Source organism: Companilactobacillus nuruki, assembly GCF_002872255.1.
GTDB classification, from domain to species: Bacteria; Bacillota; Bacilli; order Lactobacillales; family Lactobacillaceae; genus Companilactobacillus; species Companilactobacillus nuruki.
On record NZ_NIPR01000004.1, the window covers coordinates 53,510 to 70,817 of the forward strand.

Annotated in this window: 18 protein-coding genes; all 18 read right to left on the reverse strand. The window is 35.1% G+C overall.

All coding sequences use genetic code 11. The features are described 5' to 3' along the window. Nucleotides 1-75 precede the first annotated feature (75 nt). The gene (locus CBP76_RS01830) at nucleotides 76-1,320 is read right to left on the reverse strand and encodes an MFS transporter (RefSeq protein ID WP_102195226.1); all 1,245 of its coding nucleotides are present in this window, start codon (nucleotides 1,318-1,320) and stop codon (nucleotides 76-78) included. A gap of 9 nt (nucleotides 1,321-1,329) precedes the next feature. Further along, on the reverse strand, nucleotides 1,330-2,619 hold the full coding sequence (locus CBP76_RS01835; RefSeq protein WP_102195227.1) for an alkaline phosphatase family protein: 1,290 nt from the start codon (nucleotides 2,617-2,619) through the stop codon (nucleotides 1,330-1,332). 264 nt (nucleotides 2,620-2,883) lie between these two features. Further along, nucleotides 2,884-4,602, reverse strand: a complete 1,719-nt coding sequence (locus CBP76_RS01840) for a phospho-sugar mutase (protein WP_102195228.1) — start codon at nucleotides 4,600-4,602, stop codon at nucleotides 2,884-2,886. A 131-nt stretch (nucleotides 4,603-4,733) separates the two neighbouring features. After that, entirely contained in the window at nucleotides 4,734-4,985 is a 252-nt protein-coding gene (locus CBP76_RS01845; protein WP_102195229.1) for a helix-turn-helix domain-containing protein, read from the reverse strand. Between the two features lie 249 nt (nucleotides 4,986-5,234). Continuing rightward, nucleotides 5,235-6,176 (reverse strand): thioredoxin-disulfide reductase, encoded by a 942-nt coding sequence (gene trxB, locus CBP76_RS01850; protein WP_102195230.1) that lies wholly within the window; start codon nucleotides 6,174-6,176, stop codon nucleotides 5,235-5,237. A gap of 64 nt (nucleotides 6,177-6,240) precedes the next feature. Beyond that, the gene (gene lgt / locus CBP76_RS01855) at nucleotides 6,241-7,056 is read right to left on the reverse strand and encodes a prolipoprotein diacylglyceryl transferase (RefSeq protein ID WP_102195231.1); all 816 of its coding nucleotides are present in this window, start codon (nucleotides 7,054-7,056) and stop codon (nucleotides 6,241-6,243) included. Further along, the gene (gene hprK / locus CBP76_RS01860; RefSeq protein ID WP_102195232.1) at nucleotides 7,056-8,015 is read right to left on the reverse strand and encodes an HPr(Ser) kinase/phosphatase; all 960 of its coding nucleotides are present in this window, start codon (nucleotides 8,013-8,015) and stop codon (nucleotides 7,056-7,058) included. Before hprK ends, lgt begins: the two co-directional genes overlap by 1 nt. Before the next feature lie 65 nt (nucleotides 8,016-8,080). Continuing rightward, nucleotides 8,081-8,446, reverse strand: a complete 366-nt coding sequence (locus CBP76_RS01865; protein WP_102195233.1) for a phage holin family protein — start codon at nucleotides 8,444-8,446, stop codon at nucleotides 8,081-8,083. Nucleotides 8,447-8,474: 28 nt separating this feature from the next. Next, the gene (locus tag CBP76_RS01870) at nucleotides 8,475-8,723 is read right to left on the reverse strand and encodes a PspC domain-containing protein (protein ID WP_102195234.1); all 249 of its coding nucleotides are present in this window, start codon (nucleotides 8,721-8,723) and stop codon (nucleotides 8,475-8,477) included. 51 nt (nucleotides 8,724-8,774) lie between these two features. Then, nucleotides 8,775-9,467: a phosphate signaling complex protein PhoU gene (gene phoU / locus CBP76_RS01875; RefSeq protein WP_102195235.1), complete on the reverse strand. Its 693-nt coding sequence runs from the start codon at nucleotides 9,465-9,467 to the stop codon at nucleotides 8,775-8,777. A gap of 12 nt (nucleotides 9,468-9,479) precedes the next feature. Next, nucleotides 9,480-10,238 carry a phosphate ABC transporter ATP-binding protein PstB gene (gene pstB, locus CBP76_RS01880; protein WP_102195236.1) on the reverse strand — a complete coding sequence of 253 codons (759 nt, stop codon included), beginning with the start codon at nucleotides 10,236-10,238 and terminating at the stop codon, nucleotides 9,480-9,482. Nucleotides 10,239-10,249: 11 nt separating this feature from the next. Continuing rightward, a complete protein-coding gene (pstB, locus tag CBP76_RS13090; protein ID WP_166667145.1) occupies nucleotides 10,250-11,056 on the reverse strand; it encodes a phosphate ABC transporter ATP-binding protein PstB in 807 nt (268 codons plus the stop codon). A 3-nt stretch (nucleotides 11,057-11,059) separates the two neighbouring features. Then, the gene (gene pstA / locus CBP76_RS13095) at nucleotides 11,060-11,947 is read right to left on the reverse strand and encodes a phosphate ABC transporter permease PstA (protein WP_166667146.1); all 888 of its coding nucleotides are present in this window, start codon (nucleotides 11,945-11,947) and stop codon (nucleotides 11,060-11,062) included. Continuing rightward, the gene (pstC, locus tag CBP76_RS01890) at nucleotides 11,947-12,867 is read right to left on the reverse strand and encodes a phosphate ABC transporter permease subunit PstC (protein WP_102195237.1); all 921 of its coding nucleotides are present in this window, start codon (nucleotides 12,865-12,867) and stop codon (nucleotides 11,947-11,949) included. The genes pstA and pstC overlap by 1 nt, the downstream gene beginning before the upstream one ends. Further along, nucleotides 12,868-13,743, reverse strand: a complete 876-nt coding sequence (locus tag CBP76_RS01895; protein ID WP_102195238.1) for a phosphate ABC transporter substrate-binding protein PstS family protein — start codon at nucleotides 13,741-13,743, stop codon at nucleotides 12,868-12,870. Between the two features lie 99 nt (nucleotides 13,744-13,842). Beyond that, on the reverse strand, nucleotides 13,843-15,492 hold the full coding sequence (locus CBP76_RS01900) for a sensor histidine kinase (RefSeq protein WP_102195239.1): 1,650 nt from the start codon (nucleotides 15,490-15,492) through the stop codon (nucleotides 13,843-13,845). 2 nt (nucleotides 15,493-15,494) lie between these two features. Then, the gene (locus tag CBP76_RS01905; protein ID WP_102195240.1) at nucleotides 15,495-16,160 is read right to left on the reverse strand and encodes a response regulator transcription factor; all 666 of its coding nucleotides are present in this window, start codon (nucleotides 16,158-16,160) and stop codon (nucleotides 15,495-15,497) included. Further along, nucleotides 16,160-17,270, reverse strand: a protein-coding gene (gene prfB, locus CBP76_RS01910; protein ID WP_102195241.1) for a peptide chain release factor 2 whose coding sequence is annotated in 2 segments (ribosomal slippage) — nucleotides 16,160-17,197 and nucleotides 17,199-17,270 — 1,110 coding nt in all. Because the reading frame shifts where the segments join, the coding sequence is not laid out codon by codon here. The genes CBP76_RS01905 and prfB overlap by 1 nt, the downstream gene beginning before the upstream one ends. Nucleotides 17,271-17,308: the final 38 nt, after the last annotated feature.

The window sequence follows — 17,308 nt, forward strand, 5'->3', positions numbered from 1 at the left end:
GAATTAGATGTAACAAGTTCCAACTTTTTTACGCTGGTTCTATATTAACATAGCGAACATATTTTCGCCATATATTTACTTATCAGTTGTTAGTCGAGGCAACATCAAGAAAATTGTTAATCCGACTAAGAATAAGATACTTAATGATGCCGCCCCAATTGTTGATTTTCCTGTTATCTGGGTCACAATACCTACTAAAACAGGACCTATAACCGCAGAAAACTTCCCTAAAATATTATAGAACCCAAAGAATTCACTTCCTGATTCTTTAGGAATTAATTTTCCAAAGTAAGACCGACTCAGAGCTTGAATACCACCCTGACTAGTTCCTACTAATACAGCCAATATCCAAAAATCTATTGTCGTTTTAAGTTTTAAAGCATACAAACATATTCCAAAATAAAGAATAATTGCTAATAAAATTCCCTTTCGAGAAGAAAACTTATTAGCTATCCAACCATACAAAATCGAAAACGGAAAAGCTATCAATTGAACTACCAACAAAACGATCATTAATGTAGTTGTCGTAATCCCCATGTCCATACCAATCGAGGTTGCCATTGTAAAAATTGTATCTACCCCATCAATATAAAAGAAATAAGCCACTAAAAACCAAGCTGCAGCTTTATATTTTCTTAGATGAGTAATAGTCTCAAAAACACGTTTGAAACTGGAGATGACTGGATGAGGATTCTCTGGTAATGAATAAACCTGTTGAACATTTTTGAGTAATGGGATAAAAAATATTACCCACCAAATAGCTGCCAACAAAAAACTCCAACGGGCAACACCGTAACTAGACAACATTCCAAAACCACTAGTCAATTGTAATATTAAAAATAAAATAAAGGCCATAACACCACCTAAATAACCATAGGCATAACCATTTGAAGACAAGGAATCCATCTTGTCATTATCTGCAACATCTGTCAAAAAACTATCATAAAATAAATTTCCAGCTGAATAACCAATTATTGACAGGATATACACAAACAATAATAGTTGCCATTGGCTAGGCGGCACTGCTGCTAATCCAAAGGTCATAATAATTCCTAAAAATGAAAAACTACTTAGTAGTCTTTTTTTATGATGTGGATAATCTGCTAAAGCACCTAATACTGGCGCCAAGATTGACACGATTAAAGTTCCGAAGCTATTTGCATATCCCCAAAAGGCTGTCGCATTGGCTTGAGTTACACCTGCATTCTGAGCTACAGATTTGAAATAAACTGGTAATACAGCCGTTGTTACAATAATTCCATAGCCTGAGTTGGCCCAATCATAAAAAATCCAACTCCATTGTTTTTTATTAAATCCCATAAATTCCCTCTATTCTAAGAAAACACCATCAATAGACTCACCTGCAATTGGTTCCGGGAATTTTAACCCTAATAATTTGGCAAAAGTCGGCGCTTCATCAACTAAATTTGCTTCTTCAATAGCATGTCCTTGTTTTACCATAGGACCATTAAAAATAATTGTTGTTTTATAATCTGGTTTTTCAGGATCATACCCATGCACACCCTGATAACGATCAGCATTTCCCATCATCTCTGGTTGTACCTTTTCAACGACATTACGATCACTTTCATCAGTAAAATAATATCCCGATTTGGCCTCAACCATCAGAGTACATTTCGGATCAGCACCTCTGGCAATGGCTTCTTGTTGGGAATAAATCCTTTCCACACCTTCAACACCAGCCAATAGGTCTTTTAATCTTTCTAACTGATCAAAATTCTTAGTATAAATATAGGTACAACCGTCACAAGTTTTAGCCATAACCGACCATTTGGAGCCAATTGTCTGATCTGGTTTAGCAACCAACCATCCCCGTTTAGCAAACAAAGTATTCAAATGAATCATTTTATCGACATTAATTTGATAATGATCCCCCAAGATAACAAAATTAGTGTCATCGAAGGTTCCAGCTTCCTTTGTTGCTTGAATAACTTGTGATACGTGATTATCTAACCGATGTAATGCGGCCATAGCTTCATCTGATCGAACACCATAACGATGACGCATACTATCCATATCCACTAAATGAAGCAAAGTCAAATTAGGTTTTTTATTTTTGATTGTATCGACCGCACAAGCTGTAATGAAATCATCCAATTGGGGCTGTTTGATGCCATTACGTAATTTTCCATATTTTTTATTCATTTCTAAAATAAATAGCGGTGAACTAGCCTTTAGAGATACCAAAACTTGATTAGTCCAAATTCGATTAGGAAAAATTTCGGCCAGATTGTAATTAATTTTACTTCCTGCCGTAACTGGCCATAAAAAGGCTGCAGTCGTTAAATTTTGTTTTCTTGCTAAATCATATAACGTTGGTGACTTAACATCCCTTTGATACCAAAACCAATCCGGTGACCGTCTTTGAGGTTGAATTTTAGTATTATTAATAATTCCATGAACATTAGGATATTGTCCTGTAACAATTGTTGTGTGTGAAGGATAAGTTAAAGTTGGATAAATCCCTTTAATCTTTTTTACCCATGTACCACCCTTAACAAGTTTATTCAGTGTTGGCAATTCAGATTGATGTTCATTAATATCTCTATATCCTAGAGAATCTAACGAGATAATGACTAAATGTTGATTAATAGACAAATTATTTTCCCCTTTTTCACAAACTACATGAAAATATTATATCGCAGTTGAAGAAGCTTGGTAATGAAACAAAAAATGTCTGAGACAAAAATTAAGAATTATATTAATTCACAACTTATTCTCCAAATAAATAGAGTTCAGGACAAAATATGACTTTTCCGCTCAAAACAAATGAGACCTAGTAATCAAAACACGATTACTAGGTCTCATTTAACTTAATGTTTGAAGGCTGAACATGTTTTGTCCCGCTTTCATACTATTCTATTATTCCCAGCCTTCAACTACTGAAGAGAATTCAGCCAATTTATTAATTGAGTTTTCCTCAGTATCAGCTTTAACGCCAATATAGAACTTAATCTTTGGTTCAGTTCCTGATGGTCTTGCAGCAATCCAAGTTCCATCTTCCAAAACGTATTTCAAAACATTAGCCTTAGGTAATCCTGTTGTCTTAGTTTCTGTCGAGGTAATATCTGTATCGTTTAAATAATCAATTGATTCAACGACCTTAACACCATTAACTTCAGAAATACCTTCATCACGTAGTGTTTTCATAATTTGGGCCATCTTCTCTTTACCAGAAATTCCTTCAAATGTCTTAGAAATCGTCTTTTCATGATAGTATCCAAATTCTTTATAAAGATCCTCTAGAGCGTTATAGATTGTCTTATCTTCTGATTCGTAATATGCGGCAGCCTCTGCTAATAACAAAGTTGATTGCATTGCATCCTTATCACGAACAAATGGTTTTACAAGATAACCATAACTTTCTTCAAAACCAAAAAGAAATTCATTACTACCTGTTTCTTCAAATTGTTCAATTTTTTCAGCGATATATTTGAATCCTGTTAAAACATCGAACATCTTAACATCATATTTATCAGCAATTGCTGTAGCCAATTCGGAGGAAACAATTGACTTAACAACTGCCCCGTTTGCTGGTAAAGCATTCAAGTTCTTCTTAGCCTGTAATAAATAGTTCAAAAGAACTGATGCAATCTGATTACCAGTCATTAGTTTATAAGAACCATCTGGTTGTCTAACCGCTGCACCCAATCTATCAGCATCAGGATCAGTTGCAATTAGAATGTTAGCACCAATTTTTTTACCACGTTCAATCGCCAAATCAAAAGTTTGAGAAAACTCCGGATTTGGAAATGGCGTTGTAGAGAACTCTGGGTCCAGAATGGCTTGCTCAGTTACCATATTAAAATTCTTAAATCCTAATTTTTGGAAAATTCTTGGAGCAATCATTTTGCCGGTTCCATGTAATGGTGAATAGACAAACTTCATCTTATCACCAATATCTTGAATCAACTTAGGATCAACGATAACTGTTTCTAGATTCTTCATATAATCTAAATCAACATCTTCACCAATTAAAGTCAAAAGTTTTTCTGCACGTAACTGTTGTACTGTCTTTACTTTAATGGCAAAAAGATCACTTGCTTTACGAGCAAAGCTAGTAATATTATCTGATTCAGTAGGTGGCATTTGACCACCATCAGGTCCATAAATTTTAAAACCATTGTATTGTTTAGGATTGTGGCTAGCTGTGATCATTATACCTGCATAAGTATGCAGATTTCTTACAGCAAAAGATAATTCTGGAGTAGGTCTCAAACTGTCAAATACAAAACTGTGAATGTTATGTGCACCAAGTACTTTAGCTGATTCATAAGCAAAATCTTGTGAGTAATAGCGAGAATCATAACTAATTGCTACACCTTGCGATTTAACTTTTTCATCTAAAGTATCCATAAATGCGGCTAAACCTTCAGTTGCTTGACGAACGGTGTAAATATTCATTCTATTAATACCAGGTCCAATCAAGCCACGCATACCAGCTGTACCAAATTCCATAGGTTCATAAAATGCTTCTTCAGCTACTTTATCATCCTTTTTAATTTCGTCCAGTTGTTCTTTCATATCTGGATCTAAATTTTTATAATCGAGCCATTGTTGCATATTATCTTGCCAAGACATTAAATTTGTCCTCCTAATTTGTAAGTACTTACAATCATTATAGCAATCATAGAGTACTATTAAAATTTGATTTACATAACTTTAACAATAAAAATTTAAAATCGCCTTAAAATTATGTCCAAATTAACAAATTAGTTGTCACTACTAATGATTCTATCAATATCCGTTTCGTAATATTTGGCCAACGAGATCAGGGTATCAATGTCAGGCATACGAATACCAGTTTCATAATGAGATAAAGTTGTTACATCGATATTTAAATGCTGAGCGACTTCCTTTTGAGTTACATTTTTTTCTCTTCTAAGATCTTTTAAATTTTTTGAAATATTAAAGCCTGACTCATGCATTAGATTATGAAGGTTTTTATCTACTACTTCACGCATAAGAATCACTTCCAGTCTTTTTTGATTAATATCATTATATGTTTAAACATATTTGCAATGTGTTCAATTTTAAAAAAATTTATTTTCAATATGTAAACAAATATTGATAAATCGGCCAATTCCAATTTGGAAATATACCAATAGACTAGACGCTATGTATATGAGTTGATGATCCCTGATTTGCCATTATACTTTTTATATAATTGTATAAAAAAACAGCTAGACCAATAGGCCTAGCTATTTTCTTAATTACTTAGTAGAAACTTTATCATCAGCAATTTCTTGAATATAATTATAAGCTTGTTGTCCAGCAATACCGCCTTCACCAACGGCCGTTGCAATCTGACGTAGATCTTTCTTTCTAACGTCACCAACAGCAAAGATACCAGGGATTTTAGTTTCCATATGTTCATTAGTATCGATCCAGCCGTTTTCATCAAGAATTCCTAGACCCTTGAAAGGAGTCGTCATTGGATCAATACCAACATAGATAAAGGCACCCTTTGCAGGAACAACGTGCTCTTCACCAGTTTTCTTATCAATATATTTAACGCCGGATACTTTGTCATCCTCACTAGTGATTTCCTTGACATCAGCATTCCAGACAAATTTGATTTTATCATTCTTAAATGCACGATCTTGTAAAATCGCTTGAGCACGTAATTGATCACGACGGTGAATAATTGTTACAGATTTGGCTAATTGTGTTAAATAAATACCTTCTTCAACAGCAGAATCACCACCACCAACGACAGCAACGTCTTGTCCCTTAAAGAATGCACCATCACAAACGGCACAGTAAGAAACACCTCGGCCTGATAATTCTTCCTCGCCAGGTACCCCAATCTTTTTATATTGTGAACCCGTGGCAATGACTAAAGCCTTTGTTTCATAGTCTCCATCATCAGTATGGATGATTTTAACATTTCCTTTATCCTCAACGGACTCAACTGCACCATAACCAAAATCAGCCCCAAATTGAGTAGATGATTTATACATCTTTTCACTCAAATCTGGTCCTAAAATTGAATCAAAACCAGGATAATTTTCAATTGCGGCAGTATTATTCATTTGACCACCATAAATACCACGGTCAAGAATCATTACTGATAGATTAGCTCGTGAAGCATAAAGGGCAGCTGTCAAACCACCAGGACCTGCTCCAATAACTACTACATCGTATGTTTTCATCGTCGATTACCTCCTATTACTCAACAAATATTACCATTTATTTTTTTCTTAGCAATTAAATTGCTCACAACTCATTATACCAAGGTTCATTTTGTTTCCTTCGACGATAAACAAATAGACAAATTGCGACGGCAAACAATATCAAAGAAAGAACTTGAGAAACTCTAACACCAGGTAAAATATATAAACTATCGGTTCTCATACCTTCAACGAAGAATCTAACGGCCGGATACCAGATTAGATAAGATAAGAAAATCTCTCCACGTTTAAAGAGATGCTTTCTATTTCGCAAAACTAATATTAAAATCAAGCCAATTAAATTACCAACTGATTCATACAAAAAGGTTGGCTGACGATAAGCTCCGTTGATATACATCTGTTCAATAATGAAATGTGGTAAATGCAAAGATTGTAAGAAGCTCAAAGTCGTTTTACCACCAAAAGCCTCTTGATTCATAAAATTTCCCCAACGCCCAACAATTTGGCCTAATAGAACTGATGGTGCAGCAATATCTAACATCAGCCATGGGGAAATACTTCTTTTCTTGCATAAAACTAATAACACAATAAAGGCCGCAATCAGACCACCATAAATAGCGATACCACCATGCCAAATTTTAATGATCTCACTGGGATTAGCTAAATAAAATGGTAATTCAAATATTACATAGTACAATCTTGCACCAACCAAAGCAATTGGAACGCCGTATAAAACCAAATCCAAAATATTATCTGGGTCCAAGTGACGCCTCTTGGCCTCACGCATTGCCATAACGACACCGACTAAAGCTCCTAAAGCAATGATGATACCATACCAATGAATTTGTAATCCTCCCAGATCAAATGCAATTGGATTTAATGCTAATAGGCTAAAAATCATTACTTACTTTCCCCATCATTCTTTGCTTTATTTTCATTCTCTTTGATTAATAATCCCAAATTATCTTCAAACTTTTTAGTTGCATCATAACCCATCTTCTTAGCACGATAGTTCATCGCAGCAACTTCGATAATAATTGAAATATTACGACCAACCTTAACCGGAACAGTAATTTGTGGAACATCCACATCAAAGAACGTTCTCTTATCTTCCAAGGTTCCAATTCGATCATAATTTTTATCAGCCGACCAATTTTCAAGGTTGATGATCAATTGAATTTCACTTTGAGAACGAACTGCTCCAGCACCAAAGAGGTTCATGACATCGATAATACCAATCCCACGAATTTCTAGCAAATGATTAAGAATCTTGGGTGCTTCACCGACAATGGTTTTCTCATCGCGTTGATAGACGTCAACGCGATCATCTGCAATTAAACGATGTCCTCGTTTGACCAATTCTAAAGCAGTTTCACTCTTACCAATTCCAGAGTGACCTGTTAAAAGAATTCCAATTCCATAAACATCAACTAAAACCCCATGGATCGATTCCCTAGGCGCCAATTTTTCATCCAAATATTCAGTAATCATACTTGAAAGACGGGTAGTAGGTAATTCTGAACCAATCACAGGAACATTGTGTTCACTTGCTGCCTTTAAAAGTTCCTTGCTAGGTTGAATATTTCTAGAAATCAATAGAGCTGGAGTATCCTCACGACACAACTCCAACATTACCTTGTAACGATTATTGGATGTCATTGACCGTGAATAGGCCGACTCTGTTTGTCCAAATAATTGAATACGTTCACTTGGATAATAATCAAAATAACCTGTCAATTCGATTCCTGGACGGGAGATATCACTTGTCGTAATCTTCTTTTCTGACAGTATATCTTCACCGTTATAAACCTTTAGTTCATTATCTTTAACCATTTCAGAAACAGTAACAAAATTTGTCATAACCGATCCTCACTAATTCTAGTTTTATAATAATTTTATCATTAAAAATACAAAAAAAACGCGTTCTAAACGCGTCTTTGAAAATTATCCATGGTATAGCTGTTAATAATAGAATTACAAATCGCTAAAATGACTGCTACAACTAGTGCTGAACCAAAACCATTAAAGTGAAAAGTTGAAGATCCTACTAAAACAGAAGTTAATTCCAAGGTTATCGCATTTATTACAAACGAAAACAGTCCAAAAGTAATAAATGTAATGGGTAAAGAAATGATATGCAACAGTGGCTTGATTGTCCAATTGAGGATTACTAGCACAAAACTAGCTAGAACCGCTGTTCCTAAACTATCAATTTGAAACATACCTGGTAATACCCGTGCTATTGCTAGAAACAACAGCGTTTGTACAACCAGTCTGATTAATAACTTCATTTTATACCTCATTTAATTCAAATTTGAATCAATAATATTTTTTTGATGCCTTAGGAAGACGTTTCTTTCTAAAATCGGTCTCTTGAATATTACGCTTTTCAGGGAAAGAAAAGACACAAATAATATAAACCAAAATTGTTAAGAAATTAGTCAACGGCGTTAAAAAGATAAAGGCTAGGCGAATCCAAGTTGAGTCAACCCCAAAGTACTCACCTAATCCTCCACAAACACCTGCAAGCACCCGATTTGTACTAGATCTCGTGATTCTATGTCTCATATAGCTTCACCTCAACTTGTTCTGAAAATATACTCTATATTCAAAAAAATATCAATTTTCATCCATATCTTCATCACTTGTGATATGCTTTCCATCTAGTTCTACCACATGACCGGTATTCAAGTAAACTACCCATTCACAAATATTAGTTGCATAATCACCGACACGTTCCAAATAGCTGGCAACAAGCATATATGATGATCCACTTAATACATACTCACCGTCTTCTTGCATTGCTTTGATGGATAACTCATTTATTTTATTACTTTCAATATGAATATCCATATCCCGACGTGCAACCTCTTCGGCCATCTTACTATCACGCTTTAAATATGCCTCAAGAGCATCTTCAACAATACTTGTTCCTTTATCACCCATTTCAGCAATCAATTTTTCAATTTCAGGACTTCTTGTTTCACCTTTAACCCGAATTGTTTCCTGAGCGATACTGGCTGCATGATCACCCATTCTTTCAAGATCAGAACTGGCCTTCAAAACGGTCACTATCATTCTGAGATCTGAGGTAACAGGTTGTTGTAAAGCAATCATTTCAAATGATTCTTTTTCTAGATCCATTTCACGTTTGTTAATGTAATGATCATTACTAATAACCTCGTTAGCTAGAGACTTATCATGATCAACATAAGCCTTAACCGACTTCATAATGGCCTCACTTGCCATCATACCCATTTCTGAGAACCGTAAATGTAAACTATTTAATTGTTCTTCAAATGTAGTACGCATCTTTTTTCTCCTCTAACCGAATTTTCCAGAAATATAATCTTCTGTTTGTTTTTCTTTGGGATTTAAGAAAATATTTTTAGTATTATCTGCCTCAATCAATTCTCCATTTAGGAAGAATGCTGTTTTATCAGATATTCTAGACGCCTGTTGCATATTGTGAGTAACAGTAATAATCGTGTAATCTTCACGCAATGCCAGCATTGTATTCTCAACCTTGGCTGATGAAATTGGATCCAATGCTGATGTAGGTTCGTCTAATAAAATAATATCAGGTTTCACCGCTAAAACTCTAGCAATACATACCCGCTGCTGTTGACCACCAGAAAGTGATAAAGCACTTTGATGTAATTTATCCTTGACATCATCCCAAACCGCCGCATTTTGTAAACTCGTTTCAACAGCTTCGTCAAGTACTGTCTTATCTTTTACACCAGCTAATCTTAACCCATATACTACATTATCATAAATTGAAAACGGAAATGGGTTTGGTTGTTGAAAAACCATACCAACTTGTTTTCTAAGCTCAACGGTATCAACACTAGGTGCGTAAATATTTTGACCATTAAGAGATATTGTTCCAGTTATCGTTACATCAGGAATTAAATCATTCATTCGGTTTAAGCACCGAAGATAAGTAGATTTTCCACAGCCTGATGGTCCAATTAAAGCCGTAATTTCATTTTTGTTAAAATCTAAATTGATGCCTTTTAAAGCTTCTTTTTTTCCATAAAATAAATGTACATCGGAAGATGTTAAAATTTTTTCTGTCAAGTCGAGCGCTCCTATCCAAAGTGTCCAGAAACATAATCTTCAGTCGTTTTAATTTTAGGACGAGTAAAGATCTTTCTAGTTTCATTAAATTCGACAGCATGTCCCATATGGAAAAATGCCGTGTAATCACTGATTCTAGCTGCTTGTTGCATGTTGTGCGTAACAATAATAATTGTAAATTTGTCTTTCAAGCTCAACATTGTTTCTTCAACATTCGACGTTGATATTGGATCTAGGGCACTTGCTGGTTCATCCATTAACAAAATATCAGGTTTCATAGCAATTGCCCGTGCAATACAAAGTCTTTGTTGTTGACCCCCAGATAGCGCCAAAGCACTTTTGTTAAGATCATCTTTAACTTGGTCCCAAAGAGAAGCCTGTTTCAGAGTTGTCTCAACTATTTCATCTAATTTCTTTTTATCATGTAATCCATGACGCTTCAAAGCAAAAGTAATATTTTCATAAATTGATTTTGAAAATGGGTTAGGCCTTTGAAAAACCATACCTATATGTTGCCTAACCTCATAAATATCAACATTATTTTTGTTGATATCCAAACCGCGGTACATGATTTGACCCTTAACCGTGGCTCCTGGAACATTATCGTTCATTCGATTCAAAGATCGTAAATAAGTTGACTTACCTGATCCAGAAGCTCCAATTAACGAGGTGATCTTATAACGCTCGAATTGTAATGAAGCTTTGTGCATCGCTTCTTTCTCACCATAGAAAACTTGTAAGTCTTTAGTTTCCATGGCAATCTCATGTTCATCCTCATCTAAATGAAGGATGTATTGTTGATCATTTTGTTCATCCATATGTTACTCACCCGTCATCTTTTTATAAACTAAGTTTCCTATATATCTTGCAAGAAGATTGAAGATCAACACTGCAATAATCAATACGGCTGAAGCACCTGCGGAAACTTGAACCGCATCAGGAATCAATCCCTCAGAATTAACCTTCCAAATATGAACCGCTAAAGTTTCTGCTGGACGCATTAAATTCAAAGGACTAGTGATACTAAAAATATTAAAATTAGTAAAATCAAGTGGCGGTGCACTTTGACCAGCTGTATAAATCAAAGCAGCAGCTTCACCAAAGACTCTACCGGCACCAATAATCATACCAGTGATAATTCCTGGTAGACCATCTGGAATAATAACATGGATAACCGTTTCCCATTTTGAAAGTCCCAATGCCAAACCTGCTTCACGTTGAGATTGAGAAACTGATCTTAATGAATCTTCAACATTCCTGGTCAAAATTGGTAGATTGAAAACCGTCAAAGTCAATGCACCTGAAAGAATGGAAAAGCCAAATTTGAAACTGATAACAAAAATCAAAAAACCGAATAACCCTACTACAATTGAAGGTAATGAACTTAAAACTTCGATTGAAACTCTGATTAACTCGACGAATCTATTTTTACCAGCATATTCGGATAAATAAATTCCAGCACAAATGGAAATTGGAATTGAAATCAACATTGATAATATCAATAGGAAAAAGGAATTAAATAATTGAATTCCCACACCACTACCGGCTTGAAAGGCCTTTGAGCCTGATGTTAAAAAATGCCAATTAACATAACGTAGACCATTACCCAAGATATAGATCAATAGCCCGGCAAGGATGAGGACAATGATACCAGACATTACATAAATAACTCCTGTTGCGATCTTGTCCTTAGTTTTCTCATTAAACACTAGAACTCACCTCGCTTAGCAATCTTTCTTATTACAAAGTTGAATAAGAGTGACATTAACAATAGTAATAATGCTAGTGACCAAAGCGCATTATTTGCAGTCGATCCCATAATTGTATTTCCCATATTCATTGTTAGAACACTAGTCAAAGTTGATGATGGTGATACTAAGTTTTGTGGCAATAGCATTGCATTACCAATAACCATTTGAACGGCCAATGCTTCACCAAAAGCTCTGGCCATCCCAAACACCACCGCTGTCAATAATCCCGGTGTGGCTGCTCTCAAAACAACCTTATAAATTGTTTGCCATCTAGTAGCGCCTAAAGCCAAGGAAGCCTCACGATAATATCTGGGGACGGCTTTTAAGGCATCAACAGACATGGATGTAATCGTTGGCAAAATCATAACAAATAAAACAAACGATCCAGCCAAAATACCAAATCCACTACCACCAGCTATCTTTCTTACAACGGGAACAACTATTGTTAAACCAATAAATCCATAAACTACTGAAGGGATACCAACTAATAGTTCAATAACTGGTTGCAAAACTTTTCGTCCCCATTTGGGTGATATTTCTGTCATAAAAATAGCCGCGGCAATTGCAAATGGAGTTCCAATCAAAGCTGCTATCAGGGTAACCGAAAATGAACCTATGATCATCGGTGCAGCCCCAACAATTGGATGTCCCGCACTGTCTAGTTTATTTGGCGACCAAATTGAATGTGTTAAAAAATCAATTGGATTTACTCCATCTTTAATAAAAATAATCAGACCACGTGATGCGATAAAACCAATAATAGTTACAACTAGTAATACAATAATGGCAGTAAAACTGAAAGAAATAATCTTACCGCGGGTCTCACGTTTAGCAGAGACAGATTTTTTAGTTAAACTTTCTCTAATAGGATCTTTCAATTATTTTACCCCCTTAGTAACGGGCGTAACATTGCCCTTATAATCTTTTTGATACTTCATTTCATTTATAGGAACATAATTCATCTTCCTAACGACCTCACGTTGAATTTTATCAGTCATGATAAAATCAAGAAAATCCTTAGTCATACCTGTGGGTTTCCCATTAGTATACAAGTGTTCGTATGACCATATCTTCCACTTATTATTTTGGATATTCTCAATCGTTGGTTCTACCCCATCAACGTTAACTGTTTTAACAGTATCATTTAAATAAGGCATAGCTAAATAACTAATTGATCCAGCTGTATTATAGACAATTTGTCTAACCATTCCACTGGAATCTTGTTCTTGAGAGCGTACAAACGGAGTTCCATTCATAACATCGCTCTCAAAAGAAGCACGAGTTCCACTCCCATCGGCACGATTAATAATCGTTATGGCTAGATTTTGTCCTCCAACTTGTTTCCAATTAGTTATTTGACCTGAAAAAATTTGTCTCAATTGCTTTATTGTTAGGGATTTTACCTTAACATCCTTATTAACAACGGGAATCATTCCAACTGCAGCTATTCGATGATCCACAAGTTTTTTAGCATCAATATCTTTTTTCTGTTCCGCATAAAGATCAGAATTTCCAATATTAACCGCCCCTTGCTGAATCTGGCTGAGTCCTGTACCAGTTCCACCGCCTTGAACATTAACATACTCGTTAGGATTGTCTTTAGTAAACTCTTCCCCGGCAAGTTCCACTAGTGGTTGAGCAGCTGAGGAACCAACTGCTGTAATAGTTTCTTGGCTTCCGCTGCCTTTGCAACCGCTCAAAACTAAAATAGTAGGAATCATAATTGCAAATAATGCGACAAGTCTTTTTTTCAATGTTCTCACCTCTATCCAACTAGGATATTACAACAATGTATATTTTTTGTATAAAAAAAAGGCCACAACTAAATTAATTATTTAGTTGCGGTAATTTTTTTATAATGGTATGTCAACTGTAAAAGTCGTTCCTAACCCTGGATGTGATTCTATCCTAATATCACCATCCAACGTGTCTAGAGTTTCCTTAACTATAGCCAATCCAAGACCAGTTCCACCAGTCTCAAAACTTCTAGAACGATCTACTCGATAGAATCTTTCAAAAATACGGGCCTGATCTGCTTCCGAAATACCGATACCACTATCCTTAATTATAAATTTAATTCGATTCTCAATTTCATCATGGTGGACTTCAATATTAATTTCCCCATGTTCCTTATTATATGAAATAGCATTCTTAATTAAGTTACGAAAAATCAAATTGATTTTTTCTTTATTGGCTGTTACTTCTGGGTTACCAAAATACTCTTGTTTAACGGTTATATCATGTTTCTTAACTAGCAATGACTGACGATCAAGAATCTTTTTTATATCATCTTTTAAATTAATTACATCAGTCTTATTAACATCACGTTTTACTTTAGATAAAGATAAAATATCTTGAATCAATTCTGATAAACGAACACTTTCACTATGAATTATTTCTAGGAAATGATCCAACTTCTTAGGATCATCTTTGGCACCATTCAATAAGGTCTCAGAAAATCCTTCAATTGATGTAACCGGCGTCTTCAATTCATGACTGACATTGTTTACAAAATCAACTTGCATTCGCTCAATCTGACGACTTTCCGTCAAATCATATAATATAACTAAAACTTGTTGGTCAAAATCTTCACGTGAATGAATCAGACGAATAATGCTAGCATCAACATATTTTTGCGAATTACCAACCAATTGAATTTGGCGATGATGATTTTTATTCTTCCTCAATGTATGTTCAATCATTTGACTTAAACTATATGTTTTGACGTCTTCAATGAAAGGATGAATATTATTGGAAATATTTACATCCAACAAACTAGCCATTGCCTGATTATGTAATAAAACATCTCCCTGAGAGTTTAATAGCATAACACCTATAGGCAAATGACCTATTAACCCTTTAAAGCGTCTCTCACGTAACCTAACATCATCCCTTAAATCATTAATATCCATACTAATTTTGTTAGTTTGTTCCACAAGTCCATATAATTCGTCATCTGGTGCAAGAATCAAAGAAGCCATTTCTTTATTTTTCCGAACTCGTCGTAAGTTTTCAGTAACACTTTTAATGTCCTTACTCAATTGCTGACGTTTTCGATAGTAAAACAAGATGACCGAATCAGTAATTAAGAAATACATCAATGCCACAATAACAAAAGTCATTGGACTTTGATTCCAAAAACGATTATACCTTTTGGCTACCAAATAACGGCTTGAACCTGACATAAAATACATCGTTCTAGTTGAAAAAGTCGTGTTAGTAACATAATTTTTCCCAGGGGCAATACGCCCATTATGATATAAATCATAAGCATTTTTTTCTTTAGATGTATTCTCTTTAGTGCTGTCTATATAATCCAAGCCAGCAATTCTAGCCGCATCGGCTGGTTTATGGTTCTTTTTCAATTCCTGATAAGAAACCGTTTCTTCAGTAAACATAGTATTCTGAGAGTTTTCCAAAATACTATCGGAGAATGTTACCAAAATAAGAAAGATAGCTATAGAAATCAAAATAGCAACTATTGGACCTATTCTTCTTTTCATTGTTATACCTCTAAGATGTAACCGAATCCGTGTACGGTTTTTATTAATTGTGGGTTCTTAGTATCCTGTTCAATTTTATCACGGAGATGACTGATTTGAATATCAACCATTCGCATTTGGGAATTAGAATTTATTCCCCAAACATTATCAAAAATCTGTTCTCTTGAAACAACGATTCCCTTATTCCTGATTAAGAATTCTAATAACTCATACTCTTTTTTAGTCAAACTAATTTCCTGACCATCAATTACCAAACCCTTTACATCGGTATTTAGTTGAAAGCTTTTTTCATTACCCTGATGTGTTGTTCTTCTCAGAACCACTTCAATTCTAGCTAACAACTCCTTAATACTAAAGGGTTTAGTGACATAATCGTCAGCTCCACTGATTAGGCCTTCAATCTTATTATCCTCAGAATCAACCGCAGTTAAAAATATAACGGGAGTCAAATTACCTGACATACGCATCTTTTTCAATACTTCCAGACCACTAAGTTTAGGTAACATCTGATCCAAAAGCATTAAATCGAATTCATTTCTGCTGACTTTTTCAAAAGCCATCTGACCATCAGTAGCGGTAAAGACCTGATAATCATTGCTTTCCAAATTATATTCGATCAATTCTAAAATTGAGGGTTCATCATCGACAACTAAGATTTTTTTCTTCATTATTTGGCTCCTTGCAATTTCCATTGAAGATAAGCATAAATAAATGGATCTAAATCGCCATCCATAACGGCTTGACCATTGCTAGTTGAATAGTTTGATCGATGATCTTTGACCATTGTATATGGATGAAAAACATACGAACGAATCTGAGATCCCCAACCAATATCCAATTGTTCACCTTGAATTTCAGCATGCTTTTTGGCTTGTTCTTCCTGTTCACGCTGGAAGAGTTTAGCCTTCAACATATTCATAGCCGTTTCACGATTTTGTAATTGTGATCTTTGGGCTTGAGAACTAACGACGATTCCTGTAGGTAAGTGAGTAATTCTTACTGCTGAAGATGTCTTATTAATATGTTGTCCACCCGCCCCAGATGAACGGAAGACATCAACTCTCAAATCATCATCGTTAATTTCCACATTGATACTGTCATCAAGTTCGGGCATAACATCAATTGATGCAAACGATGTATGTCTACGGCCTGCCGAATCAAATGGCGAAATCCTAACTAAACGATGAACTCCACGCTCCGATCGCAATAAACCATATGCGTTTTTTCCAGTTATCATTATTGATACACTCTTAATTCCGGCCTCATCTCCAGGTTGATAATCTTCTATCTCAACCGAAAATCCATGTTGGTCAGCCCATCTTTGGTACATTCTTAGCAACATTGAACCCCAATCTTGCGATTCAGTACCTCCAGCGCCTGGATGAATTTCCAAAATAGCATTGTTAGAATCGTAAGGTTCCGACAATAACATCATCAACTCATATGAACGTAACTTATCGGCTAATTTGGCTGAATCATCTTCCATTTGCTGCATCAATTCTTCTTCAGGATCTTCTTGATAAAGCTCAACTAGAACTTGTAAATTCTCCAAACCTTCACTCAATGATTTGAAATTATCATATTTATCCTTTAAATCATTCGTCTCATCAATTAGCTTTTGAGCCTTCTCATGATTATCCCAAAAACCATTCTCGGTCATTCTACTTTCATTTTCAGCAATATTTTCTTCAAGACCTTCTAAGTCAAAGAGACCCCCTGAACTGCTTTATTTTGTCTTCCATTTCAGAAATATTATTTTTAATTTCTCCAAATTCCATAAAATCACCCTTATAAAAAAAGCAGGCCATAGGCCCGC

Coding starts and splice junctions, on each gene's coding strand:
- pstB (WP_166667145.1), bottom strand. CDS start 11,056: ATGGATGAACAAAATGATCAACAATACATCCTTCATTTAGATGAGGAT.
- CBP76_RS01900 (WP_102195239.1), bottom strand. CDS start 15,492: ATGAAAAGAAGAATAGGTCCAATAGTTGCTATTTTGATTTCTATAGCT.
- hprK (WP_102195232.1), bottom strand. CDS start 8,015: ATGACAAATTTTGTTACTGTTTCTGAAATGGTTAAAGATAATGAACTA.
- CBP76_RS01870 (WP_102195234.1), bottom strand. CDS start 8,723: ATGAGACATAGAATCACGAGATCTAGTACAAATCGGGTGCTTGCAGGT.
- CBP76_RS01865 (WP_102195233.1), bottom strand. CDS start 8,446: ATGAAGTTATTAATCAGACTGGTTGTACAAACGCTGTTGTTTCTAGCA.
- trxB (WP_102195230.1), bottom strand. CDS start 6,176: ATGAAAACATACGATGTAGTAGTTATTGGAGCAGGTCCTGGTGGTTTG.
- CBP76_RS01845 (WP_102195229.1), bottom strand. CDS start 4,985: ATGCGTGAAGTAGTAGATAAAAACCTTCATAATCTAATGCATGAGTCA.
- CBP76_RS01840 (WP_102195228.1), bottom strand. CDS start 4,602: ATGTCTTGGCAAGATAATATGCAACAATGGCTCGATTATAAAAATTTA.
- CBP76_RS01905 (WP_102195240.1), bottom strand. CDS start 16,160: ATGAAGAAAAAAATCTTAGTTGTCGATGATGAACCCTCAATTTTAGAA.
- phoU (WP_102195235.1), bottom strand. CDS start 9,467: ATGCGTACTACATTTGAAGAACAATTAAATAGTTTACATTTACGGTTC.
- CBP76_RS01830 (WP_102195226.1), bottom strand. CDS start 1,320: ATGGGATTTAATAAAAAACAATGGAGTTGGATTTTTTATGATTGGGCC.
- lgt (WP_102195231.1), bottom strand. CDS start 7,056: ATGATTTTTAGCCTATTAGCATTAAATCCAATTGCATTTGATCTGGGA.